This window comes from Mesorhizobium sp. M4A.F.Ca.ET.090.04.2.1 (genome assembly GCF_003999085.1).
In the GTDB taxonomy this organism is placed as follows: Bacteria; Pseudomonadota; Alphaproteobacteria; order Rhizobiales; family Rhizobiaceae; genus Mesorhizobium.
The window spans coordinates 20,078-31,386 of sequence record NZ_RZOT01000007.1 but is presented as its reverse complement, the minus strand read 5'-3'; the positions used below and the strand labels follow the sequence as shown (position 1 = coordinate 31,386).

At 61.3% G+C, this 11,309-nt stretch carries 10 protein-coding genes and 1 pseudogene; 6 read left to right on the top strand and 5 right to left on the bottom strand.

Annotated features, from left to right (window positions below; all coding sequences use genetic code 11):
* Positions 1 to 684 precede the first annotated feature (684 nt).
* Positions 685 to 1,074, top strand: a complete 390-nt coding sequence (locus EN781_RS01505; RefSeq protein ID WP_029354905.1) for a hypothetical protein — start codon at positions 685 to 687, stop codon at positions 1,072 to 1,074.
* Between the two features lie 488 nt (positions 1,075 to 1,562).
* Here the strand turns inward: EN781_RS01505 and EN781_RS01495 are convergent, their stop codons facing one another.
* The gene (locus EN781_RS01495) at positions 1,563 to 2,267 is read right to left on the bottom strand and encodes a Crp/Fnr family transcriptional regulator (RefSeq protein WP_029354903.1); all 705 of its coding nucleotides are present in this window, start codon (positions 2,265 to 2,267) and stop codon (positions 1,563 to 1,565) included.
* Between the two features lie 534 nt (positions 2,268 to 2,801).
* Here EN781_RS01495 and EN781_RS35010 point away from each other — a divergent pair.
* Positions 2,802 to 3,050, top strand: coding sequence for a DUF6074 family protein (locus EN781_RS35010; protein WP_029354901.1), 249 nt, complete (start codon positions 2,802 to 2,804; stop codon positions 3,048 to 3,050).
* A 364-nt stretch (positions 3,051 to 3,414) separates the two neighbouring features.
* On the opposite strand, the gene EN781_RS01485 is transcribed toward EN781_RS35010, so the two are convergent.
* The 4 genes and pseudogenes from EN781_RS01485 to panB form a co-directional block, all read right to left on the bottom strand.
* On the bottom strand, positions 3,415 to 4,047 hold the full coding sequence (locus EN781_RS01485) for an acyl-homoserine-lactone synthase (RefSeq protein WP_029354900.1): 633 nt from the start codon (positions 4,045 to 4,047) through the stop codon (positions 3,415 to 3,417).
* Between the two features lie 92 nt (positions 4,048 to 4,139).
* On the bottom strand, positions 4,140 to 4,859 hold the full coding sequence (locus EN781_RS01480) for a LuxR family transcriptional regulator (RefSeq protein ID WP_029354898.1): 720 nt from the start codon (positions 4,857 to 4,859) through the stop codon (positions 4,140 to 4,142).
* A 99-nt stretch (positions 4,860 to 4,958) separates the two neighbouring features.
* A complete protein-coding gene (gene panC / locus EN781_RS01475; protein ID WP_091595811.1) occupies positions 4,959 to 5,867 on the bottom strand; it encodes a pantoate--beta-alanine ligase in 909 nt (302 codons plus the stop codon).
* A pseudogene (gene panB / locus EN781_RS01470) lies at positions 5,864 to 6,699 on the bottom strand (3-methyl-2-oxobutanoate hydroxymethyltransferase). The gene panC and the pseudogene panB overlap by 4 nt, the downstream one beginning before the upstream one ends.
* A 172-nt stretch (positions 6,700 to 6,871) precedes the next feature.
* Here panB and EN781_RS01465 point away from each other — a divergent pair.
* The 4 genes from EN781_RS01465 to nadC all read left to right on the top strand — a co-directional run bounded on the left by EN781_RS01465 (position 6,872) and on the right by nadC (position 11,292).
* Entirely contained in the window at positions 6,872 to 7,834 is a 963-nt protein-coding gene (locus EN781_RS01465; protein ID WP_091595813.1) for a hypothetical protein, read from the top strand.
* Between the two features lie 62 nt (positions 7,835 to 7,896).
* Complete coding sequence (gene nadA, locus EN781_RS01460) at positions 7,897 to 8,871, top strand: quinolinate synthase NadA (protein ID WP_029354894.1); 975 nt, start codon at positions 7,897 to 7,899, stop codon at positions 8,869 to 8,871.
* Entirely contained in the window at positions 8,868 to 10,409 is a 1,542-nt protein-coding gene (locus tag EN781_RS01455; RefSeq protein WP_029354892.1) for an L-aspartate oxidase, read from the top strand. Before nadA ends, EN781_RS01455 begins: the two co-directional genes overlap by 4 nt.
* 4 nt (positions 10,410 to 10,413) lie before the next feature.
* The gene (gene nadC, locus EN781_RS01450) at positions 10,414 to 11,292 is read left to right on the top strand and encodes a carboxylating nicotinate-nucleotide diphosphorylase (protein WP_091595900.1); all 879 of its coding nucleotides are present in this window, start codon (positions 10,414 to 10,416) and stop codon (positions 11,290 to 11,292) included.
* Positions 11,293 to 11,309 lie beyond the last annotated feature (17 nt).

Genomic DNA, 11,309 nt, shown 5'->3' with positions numbered 1-11,309 from the left:
GGGTGGGGCTCCTCCTTCTCCCATGCAGTGCTCCGGTCGAACGCTGCGCCCACTTCGGCGCAAGCGATGTGCCAAATAGCAAAGAGGGGAAAACGCGCAGGACCTCTCACGCAGTGCTTGTTCGCTCTCCCGCACTCGCGCTGCGGTTGCCAGTCAACTATGGAAGGGTCCGTTCTTGGGAATTCCAAAGGTCGCTCTTTGCTTCGGCGCAGCTTGGCTGGCTGGAAGGTTCCCTGTTTGCCTTGGGGTCTGGGACCTGCGTCCAGATGGTCAACATTTTCCTGCGCGCCGCACGGGGCTCCAAAGATTCAATCGAGGACGGGCCCTCTTCGAAAACGGCGGCAGCGTTGGTCAAGCCCTTCCACCCTGCTGTCCCACCAAGGGTGTTCAGAAGCTCAGTTCACGATTAAGCGATGGATCAGCGTCATCTGGCGTTTGCGCCATCGCGGCGGCGTTGCAAGGGGTCTGCCAAGGATGAGCAAGCCGCGAGGCAGGGCCCGAGACCTAGACTCCATCCTCATCAACAGCGCTCGGCTCGCGTTAGGAATGTTCGAACCGCAGCACGATCAGGTGGCCACACCGTTGGTCGGAACCGGAACCCGACGAATGATCGTTCGTGACCGACATCTGTGAACAAGCAGTGTGTGTCATTGCAATCACCACCCATTGCGCGCAATTGCCCATATGGCCGTGAATGAACTGGATTTGGTGATTTTCCAGATGGCGGTGGAAAGCGTCCGCTTGCTCTCTTCAAGCTTTGATGAGAAGGCGGCTGAGATAGCCACGAGGAGCCGTGGTAGCCTTCTTTTCGACGTGCGGGTTGACGGTGACCTGGAGGTCCAGCGAGTCGCAGCCATTGGATATCCAGGCGACAAGATCGGTGTGGTGGCATTGGACCGAGAGGGCCTTGTTAGCTGCTGTTGCCTTGTCAATGGCACCTTCTCACCTTTCATTGCACCATTGGAGAACTGGACCAGCATGCCCCTGTCCATGCAGGCCCAGATCGATGTCACAGGCTATGCGAGGCTCCTTCTGGCCGCCCTGCGAAATGCTGGACATATGCTGGGCAGGTAGCATCACCGATGATGTCTGTGATGAGATGGTGCAGACGGCTGGATGAGGCGATCGCTTGCCGGCAGCTTTGGCCGCCAAGCGATCGGTGAGTTCGCAATGCTGGACACGTCCTGTAGACTCTGCCAGTTAAGTTAGCGGACAACCATCTGACGAATGCCCGATCTGACAGTCTGGACGGCGCGGCATGCCCTCCTAGGAATGCAGCCGTGGTTCTACTCCCTCGGCTGTTTTTGCGTCGAAGGCGACGGGCACACCGTGAACGATGGACGTCGCCGCCACCAATTCCTCAACTCGCGATCGGTCGCTTTGCACGCCGGCATAAGCGTTCGAATGGCGCGGATCGCCTGGGCGGTGGAGAGGAACCGGGCCTTGCCTCTGGACAGAACATAGGCTTCGGCGGCTTTTTCACCCGCCTCCCTGAAACTCTGACTGACACGATCTAGGACGGGAGTTCGGCAGCCTTCAAGCCTATGTCCGATACCGGACAATCAGGCAGCGGTGGCCAGGCCGAAATAACGTTGCTCCTCCTCGCCGTAAGCGCCATGCGTGAGTTCCATCAATCCGACGCGGTCGATAATCGTGACCTCGCCGCGCTTGGCACGGACAAGTCCTCGATATTCAAGCATTTGCAGGGCCGTGGTGACCCCGGGACGGCGGGCGCCGAGCATGGTCGCCAGAAATTCATGCGTCAGGTAGATCTTGTCTCCGTCAGAGCGGTCATGGATCATCAGCAACCAGCGGGCCAGCCGTTCCTCGATTTTGGAGTGGCCATTGACCAGTGCCGTCCGGGACGACTGGACAAGGAACGCGTGGGCATAGTCCAGCACTGACGTGCGCAGCGACGGGCTTTCCGCAACCGCAGGACGAATGATTTCAACCGGCAGGCGCCAGCCATTGCCTGCGACCTGGATATAGGTCTCGTTGGAAGAGCTGTCCTGTCCGAGAATGAGGGCAATTCCTGTCATCCCGTCATATCCGATAATGCCGACTTCACATTGCCGTCCGCCGGTCATGGTGGCGACCACCGAGGCGATGCCCCTCTCGGGAAAATATCCATTCCTGATCGGCTGATGCGCGATCTCCAACTGAGCCTTGATGTCCAGTTCGACGCGATGCAGCGATGGTCGCAACAGCGCGAAGTCCTCCGGCGAAAGGGATTTCAGCACCCGGTTGCGAAAAAGGGATTCGGGCAAGGCTCTCTCTCATGCGGGCAAGAGCGCGTACCTCTTACTGTCGGCTGCATCCGAAGTAACTGACGGCCGATGCCAAGCATAGGCTTCGAAACGCGCGATTGCAAAGCCCTGTCGGGGCAGTGCAGCCATGCTAGAAGTCGCGCGGCCTTACGATAGGCGCGGATGACATGATTCCCTTCTGCGGCCACCAAGAACGGCTCGGGCACGCTTTAATCATTCATACACAAGCTCGCAGGAATGTAAGCGGCGGAACAGTCGGGTGATTCGTGCCGCCCTGCCCTTTCAGAAATCAAGTCATTGGACGTCAATTCGGGCTGGAACGCCTCGTCGCGGAACGGCACAGGAAACGCAGCCGGATCAGCAATGGTGGTTCACCTTATGTGCGGTCCGGATGTGCGGTCCGGCGGCTCATCGCCCAATGGCTTGTCGAGGGGAAGTGGAACTCGTCATGTCGCCGCGAACCGTCACCGCGCTAAGCGGCGCTTTTGAAGACGCCGGTGTTTTCTTTGTGGAACTGAAACTGTGAGGTGATTGATGCATGACTCAAACATTTGCGTATTTCCGCTGCATCGGCGACGCACATTGGTCGAAAGTATCGCCCAGGCCCTCGAGACCAAGAACGGCGAGGCGGCGAGTGCGTTCTGGCGCTGTGCTGCCAAGAAAATGCTCATTCAATTGTCCGATGTAGGAATTGCGCCAGAGTTCGCTGCGCAGGAGGTTGGAAGGCTTCTTCATGCGGTCTTGGACGATATGGCCAACCGAACGGTAATGCACATAGCATAGGCTTGGGCGCTGTTGGATCGCGCGTCAGCTCGGGTCCTTATCGGGGGACTGCTCCGACTGGCCGACGGTCCGGCCAAACCGGCATACCGGCAAAGGTTTGAGGTTGGGATCGCTCACGGCGGCCGGTCCAATATTCCAAGGCGATCTCAGAAGCCACATTGGCTTCTTTCCAAGCGGACGGGCGCCACTTTGGCGTGCTCACGCTGGACTGCGGGTTGCGCCTACGGAAATCCGAAGTCCGGCCGCGCGAGTCGATCGACCGGAACAGTCGAATGCTCGTGGGGCCGGGTCCGCTCAGCTTGACGGCGGGCGGTGGCGGCCGTGAGCAGACTTAACCCAGGTCACGGCTGACCATCCGCAGGCGCTATGCCGATTGGACGAGAACTGGTTGCCACAACACCGGCCCGTTCAGGCGTCCCCTCCAGCGGATGCGCAAGAGACTGGCGTAGGAAATCTCGAGGAAGCCGGCGACTGCCTCGGTGTTGCCGACCTGCTGGGGCTGTCCGATACGTGACAACGGCCAGGTCGCGAGACGAAGGATCCTTTCGATGCGCGTATCTGTCACCGTTACGATCCCGGAGAGATTGTTGGCCAAGCCGAATTCGATGATGCCCGCGAAGAGCTCGTAGGTTGCTTGTGCCAGGCCGCCAGCAGCCTTCGGCGCTGTCGCAGGGAGATCGAGCGCGAAACGACTACTCTCCCAGATATCGGCACTCGCAGGGACCACCATCTCATCCAGCAGCGCCGGAAACGTATCGCGCAACATAGTCGGTCCGGTGGTCGGCAAAAGGCGGACGCAGCCGCAAGTTCGCCAATCGGACCCCTTGAGAAGTAGGTAGACGGGGTTCAGGCTGTCAAACGGGTCCGTTTCCATTTCGCCTTCGGTCTGCACTTCCCAATCGAGCCGCTTCTTGAAAACCCGATACCTAAGCCCGTGCATTTCCCTGAGTTCGCTCGCGAACTCGGCGTAGCAGTCGGGTGTTATCAGCTGCATCATTGTCGTCTCCGTGCGGGATGTGTCCACGCAATCGAAGGGCAAAGCCGTCATGAATGCAGCCTGTAGACCTTTACAGCTAGCCTTGGAGAGGATCAGGATCTCGCCCGAGCAGCCATCCGCACTATGGCCTGGTTGATGGTTCGCACGCCAAGCTTCGCCTTGGCGTTTTCCTGATGGAAGGTCACGGTGCGTTTCGAGACACCGAGAATCTGGCTGATATCCCAGGCCGACTTGCCGCACGCCGCCCATTTCAGGCACTCGAACTCCCGCGGGGTGAGCGTTATGCCATCTACCACGCAATCTTCGGCGAGCCTGCGCCGGGCATGGATATGAACGTTGATCGCAACCAACTGCATTGCTTTTTCGTAGCGCGTCAGCGACCTCAAAAGTGGCGGATGCGCCTCGTTGGAGGCGAAGGTCAGTGCGGCGAACCGGCCGCGATGATCATGCATCGACATGGTCAGTCCGCCGCGAATGCCGAACTCAGCTGCTTTTTCCAGGACTTCCTGCTGCGAGGTCGGCAAATAACGGTGATCGCGGTCCACACCCCAGTCGAAGGTATCCCAGCCTCGCAGTCCCCGCAGGATCACGGGATCCACGCTGTGGTAGCGCAGTTGCAGGTAATGTGATGTCCATGATGATGGATAATTCGAGATCAATCGCGGCGTGTCGCCGGAAGCGGATGGGTAGGTGAAATAAGCGAAGAACGGAAAGTCGAACCCGGCTGCGGCGGACGCCATTGCCTCATGGAGATCGACGGCATCGACGCTTGCAGAGAGTTGCTCGACCAAGGTTTCAAATACGCGATGCATCTGCGCTTTGCCTACCTCGCGGAGGTTGCTGGAAGCCGGGCGGAGACGTGGTTCTAAATGATGGCCTGTCCCTGCAGGGCGTACGACGCGCCGCCGTCATCACCGCAATTGCTGTGCTGCTTCCGATTGGAGAGAGCTCCGCGCACCTGACCAACTACCGATGGGTGATATTGCGACGTTATCGATGAGCCGCGTGTCGCCAAGCCAAGCCGCAGCAAGCAAGCGTGCCGGTCGGTCAAGGCTTGCTAACGATTGCAGGTCTGTTTCTCCGCGAAGCTCCAGGTATTCGAGCTCGCGATAGCCGGCAGCCAGAATTGTTGCACGCGCTTCATCAAGCGTAGGCAGGATGGGAGAGCCGCGTGCAAGCCGCTCGGCCGTATCGAGCAGGACCGATGCTAGTTTTGGGGCAATGGCGCGTTGGGCTGGGGAGAGCCGCACGTTACGCGACGATAGCGCAAGACCATCGGCTTCGCGGACTGTCGGACAGGGCACAATAGTGATCGGAATGTCGAGGTCCCGGACCAAGCGCCTGACAAGCTGAAGTTGCTGAAAATCCTTTTCGCCAAAAAAGGCGAAGTCAGCGCCGGCCTGCAGGAAGAGCTTGGCCACGACCGTCGCCACGCCATTGAAATGGCCGGGCCGGAATGCGCCGCACAGGCATTCGCTGATGCCGGACACTGAAACGACCGTGGCGAAGCCCGCCGGGTACATTTCCTCTGCGTCCGGCACATAGAGCAGATGCGTGCCCAGCGGCGCGAGCTTGGCAGCATCTTCGCTTTCCGTCCGAGGATAGGCAATCAGGTCGGCGGGGCTGTTGAACTGCTTGGGGTTTACGAACAGCGTCACGATCACCCGCTCGGCCCTTTCAAGCGCCTTCCGCACAAGGCTCAGATGCCCGTCGTGCAAGGCTCCCATGGTCGGCACAATACCGATCGTGGCACCCGAGCGACGCCATTGCGCAACGACGGCGCGCAGCTCGCTCACAGTTCGAGCGATCGGCACGCTCATGTGAAGTCTCCGGCCTTCAAGGCGTTGACATAGAGATGTTCGACCGCCGGAAAGTGCCGGTTCCGCACATCGGTGGCGTAAGCGGCGATTGCCGCCTCAGCCTGCTCACCGAGCTCGGCATAGCGTTTGACGAACTTCGGCCGAAATGAGGTGAAGAGCCCGAGCATATCGTCGCTCACCAGAATCTGGCCGTCGCAAGCTGGCGAGGCACCGATGCCGATGGTGGGTATGTCGATATCGGCGGTTATCTGCCGTGCAAGCTGCTCCGGTATCTTTTCGAGCACCAAGGAGAAGGCGCCCGCCTCGGTTACCGCCCTGGCGTCGCGCCTGATCCGCTCTGCATCGGCTCCCCGGCCCTGCACACGATAGCCTCCGAACGTGTTTACCGCCTGCGGCGTCAGCCCCACATGGGCCATGACAGGTACGCCGCGCGCGGTAAGGAAGCGGATGGTTTCCGCGATGGTCTCGCCGCCCTCGAGCTTCACCGCTGAACAACCGGTCTCACCCATCACGCGCGCAGCGTTGCCGAAAGCGTGCTCTGGGCTTTCCTCGTAGGAACCGAAGGGCAGGTCGACGACCATCAGCGCGTGTTCAAGGCCGCGGCGAACGGCCTGTCCGTGCATGATCATCATGTCGAGCGTGACGCCCAGCGTCGACGACAGGCCGTGCCCACCATGCCGACGCTGTCGCCGACAAGAACGATGTCGCAGTGGCGATCGAGTAGCCTCGCGACCGGCGTGGTGTAGGCCGTCAAGCATACAAGTGGCGTTTGGCCTTTTCGCAATCGAATATCTGGAGGGTTAATCCCTTTTATCTCACCAGCCGCGCTCAACCGACGCCCCCTTCCCTTACGTTACCAACAGCGGGTGTCGCGTTTGGCATATTTTTGTGCGACTGCGAAGAGCTAAAAACAGTGCTTGAGTAGTACGGTGTTGACGTGCTGGCTGCCAAGGTTACATTCAATCGATTAAGGCGCTCCGTTGGGCCAACCCACTTTCGCAAACATGGATCCTCAGACAAGAAGAACCAAGAAAGGCAAAGCCGCCGTCAAAGCTGACGAAGCCAAAGTGGACCTGACTGCCGTCGTGGTCGCCGTAAACGACAGTGAGCCCTGTGTCCTCACCGTCGGTCATGCGGACACCCTCCCTTCTGGACCTTTTGCGCTTGAGCATCGATCGCTGCAGTCGGGTTTGAGGGGGTGGGTGGAGCAGCAGACCGGCCATGCACTGGGATACATCGAGCAACTCTACACCTTCGCCGATCGCGATCGCATCGGCACTGAGCGCCACCAGCGCGTCATCTCAATCAGCTATCTCGCATTGACCAGGAAGGAACAGGCAACGAACTCGGCCGCGTGCGGCTGGCAAAGTTGGTACGAATATTTTCCCTGGGAGGACCACCGCTTCGGCACGCCGCCTGTGCTGCTCGATAGATTGCGGCCCCGCCTGATTGAGTGGGCCGGCGGCGCCAGCGAGCCGACCACTCAACGCGAGCGCCGGCAGCGCGCTGCGATAGCCTTCGGCTTCGACGACCGCCATTGGAACGAGGAACTCACGCTCCAACGCTACGAGTTGCTCTATGAAGCTGCTCTGATTGAAGAGGCCGGTGGCGGCAGGGACGCGATTGCGGCCGCGGCTGGCAAACCAATGGTCGCTGACCACCGTCGTATTCTGGCAACCGGGATTGCGCGGCTGCGTTCGAAGATCAAATACCGGCCGGTCGTGTTCGAGCTTATGCGGCCTTCCTTCACGCTGCTGCAACTGCAGCGAACCGTGGAAGCTCTGGCTGGCAGGCTCATCAACAAGCCCAACTTCCGGAGACTGGTCGAGCAGCAGGATCTTGTTGAGGAGACTGGGGAGACCTCCCTCGACACGGGCGGCCGACCGGCGAAGCTTTATCGCTTCCGCCATGCCGTTCTCGACGACAGGGCTATCGCCGGGACAAAATTACCGCTGGCGCGGGCTTGACATACTTATAGTCAAGGTAGACATATTCCCTTATTGTCAAACCGAATATAATCGAGGCGCCAATGGCTGGGGCGTTACCTATGGCTGCGTCCCTGTATGAGCGTGTCCGGCGGGTGATCCCTCCCGTTGAATGGCTCGCGTTCGCCGGCGATATTGAAGCCATCTTAGCGCTGAAGCGTGAGCGCAATGCGGTGGTGCTGGCGCACAATTACCAGACGCCCGAAATTTTTCATTGCGTGGCAGACATCGTCGGCGACAGCCTGGCGTTGGCCCACAAGGCGGTGACGGTCGACGCCGACATCATCGTGGTTGCCGGCGTTCATTTCATGGCCGAGACGGCAAAACTGCTCAATCCGAACAAGACCGTGCTCATCCCGGATCTCAGCGCCGGCTGCTCGCTGGCCGAATCGATCACGGCAGACGACGTGCGGCTAATGCGGCTGCGGTATCCGGGGGTCCCCGTTGTTACTTACGTCAACACTTCGGCCGCCGTAAAAGCGGAGTCCGACATCTGCTGCACGTCCGGCAACGCGAAGGCGGTGGTGGAATCGCTTGGCGTGGCGCGTGTGCTGATGCTGCCGGACGAATATCTGGCGAGGAACGTGGCAGCCGATACAGACGTCGAGATCATCGCCTGGAAAGGCCATTGCGAGGTGCATGAGCGCTTCACCGCAGCAGACATTCGGGAACTGCGCGATGCCCATCCAGGCGTCATCGTGCTGGCCCATCCAGAATGCCCACCAGACGTTGTCGCGGAGGCGGAGTTCTCCGGCTCGACCGCAGCGATGTCGGATTATGTCGAGCGGGAGAAACCGACGCGTGTCGTCCTTCTGACCGAATGTTCGATGAGCGACAACGTCGCGGTCGCGCATCCCGACGTCGAGTTCGTTCGCCCATGCAACCTGTGCCCGCACATGAAGCGCATCAACCTGGCCAACATTCGCGCCGCGCTCGAGCAGAACCGGCATGAGGTCCGGATTGATCCCGAAATTGCCGGCCCCGCCCGCCGCGCGGTCGAGCGCATGCTTTCCCTATGAGCCTGGAGGTTCGCGACATCGCCGGGGCGCCGGTCGTCATCGGTGGCGGCATTGCCGGCCTGATGACGGCGCTTCATCTGGCGCCGGAACCGGTCGTGCTTTTGACCAACGCGCCGCTTGGAACCGGAGCCTGCAGTGAGCTTGCCCAGGGCGGTCTTGCGGCAAGTCTCGGCGGCGACGACGGCCCGGATTTTCACCTTTGCGACACGATAGCTGCCGGCGACGGACTCTGCGACGAGGCCACGGTGCGGCGAGTGGTCCGAGCTGCACCCGAAGCGATTAGGACGATCCAAAGGTTCGGCGTCGCCTTCGACCAGCACCCTGACCGCGCGTTGCGACTTGGGCTCGAGGCGGCACACTCGCGACGGCGGATTGTGCATGCAGCCGGCGACGCCACCGGTCGCGAGTTGGTGCGCGTGCTCATCGCCGCGGTTCGGCGTACAGCCTCGATCACCACTATCGAAAATGTGGAGGTCCGCCGGCTGGTCGTGCAGGACGGGTCGGTCATCGCCGTGGTCGCCGCAGGACGAGCCGGCGCGCTCGCTCTGCCCACGCGTCGCGCGGTGCTGGCGACCGGCGGCGTCGGCGGGCTGTTTTGCGACACGACAAACCCCGCTGGCTCATGGGGTCACGGGCTGGCGCTCGCCGCATGGGCGGGGGCGGAACTCGCCGACTTGGAATTCATACAGTTCCATCCAACTGCGCTCGACGGTCCGCGCCGGCCGATGCCGCTGGTGAGCGAAGCCGTGCGTGGCGAAGGCGCGGTGCTCATCGATGAGCGAGGAGAGCGCTTCCTCGCTGACACACCTGGCGGTGAACTTGCGCCTCGCGACGTCGTAGCGCGCGCCATTTGGCACCAGCTTGCCGTTGGACGCCGCGTATTCCTGGATGCACGGCAAAGTCTCGGCCCGAGATTTGGCAAGCGTTTTCCAGGCATCGCCGAATTGTGCCGGAGCGCAGGGGTCGACCCCGCGACCGACCCGATCCCGGTGCGCCCGGCGGCACATTATCACATGGGCGGCGTCGCCGTAGACAGCGCCGGCCGCAGCTCCATCGAGGGATTGTGGGCCTGCGGTGAGGTCGCCTGTACCGGCCTGCACGGCGCCAACCGCCTGGCCAGCAACTCGCTCACCGAAGCGGCGGTCACCGCGAGCTGGGTTGCCGAAAGCGTTGCCGGCACGTCGTATACCCGGCGACCGCGCAGATGCTCCACATTCGTCCCTCCACGACCAGACGCTTCCGCGGTCCGCCCAATTGTCTCCGCCGCCCTGGGTATCATCCGCGACGGCGAGGCAATGCGCGAAGCGGTGGCGACCCTGCTGCCGATCGCAGCTGACAATGTCGCTGCCTCTGGTCCGGCTTTGGTCTCACTGATGATCGCCGTGGCGGCCCTGGGGCGGGAAGAGAGTCGAGGCGCGCACTGTCGGTCCGATTTCCCGCTCCACGATGCCGACGCGCGCCCATCACGGCTGACACTGCACAGCGCAATGCGGGCCGCGGCCGCACTCGATTGCCGGGCTACCATACGGAGCACCTGATGTGATTTCATTCTCCCCCCTCCCCGCGACCCTGATCGAACCGATTGTGCGCGGTGCGCTCCTCGAAGACCTGGGCAGATGCGGCGACCTGACCAGCGATGCGGTTATCCCGCATGATTGCACTGCCACGTTGGTGCTCAGATCGAGGCAGGCGGGCGTCGTTGCCGGGCTCGATCTGGTCTCGTACGCCTTCCTGCTCGTGGAACCGGCGATCAACATCCAGATCTGGCGCCCTGATGGCAGCGATGTCGGGGCCGGGGAAACCATTGCAAGATTGTCCGGACCCGCGCGAGGCCTGCTCACGGCCGAACGCACTGCCCTCAATTTCTTATGCCGGCTGAGCGGCATTGCCACTGCCACAGCGGCGATGGTTGAGGCCGTGCGCGGTCACAAGGCGAGGATCGTATCGACGCGAAAGACGACGCCCGGCCTGCGGGTATTGGAAAAATACGCCGTGCGCGTCGGCGGCGGTGCCAATCACCGCTTCGGCCTCGATGACGGCGTGCTCATAAAGGACAATCACATCGCGATCGCCGGCGATATCCGCACAGCAATAGAGCGGGCGCGCGCCGCCGCAGGGCATATGGTGAAGGTCGAGGTTGAGGTCGACACGCTGAAGCAGCTCGATGCAGCGCTCGCGATTGGTGTTGACGCGGTGCTGCTCGACAATATGTCGGTCGAGGATCTTGCCCGCGCGGTTTCTATAGTGGGTGGCCGTACGATCACCGAGGCTTCCGGTCGGGTGACGCCGAAAACGGCGGCGGCGATTGCGGCGACCGGTGTCGATCTCATCTCCATGGGATGGCTGACGCACAGCGCCCCGATCCTCGACATCGGCCTGGACATGCCGGACCACCAGAACATCTGCAAGCATTTGAACTGAGGATTACGGCATGAGGA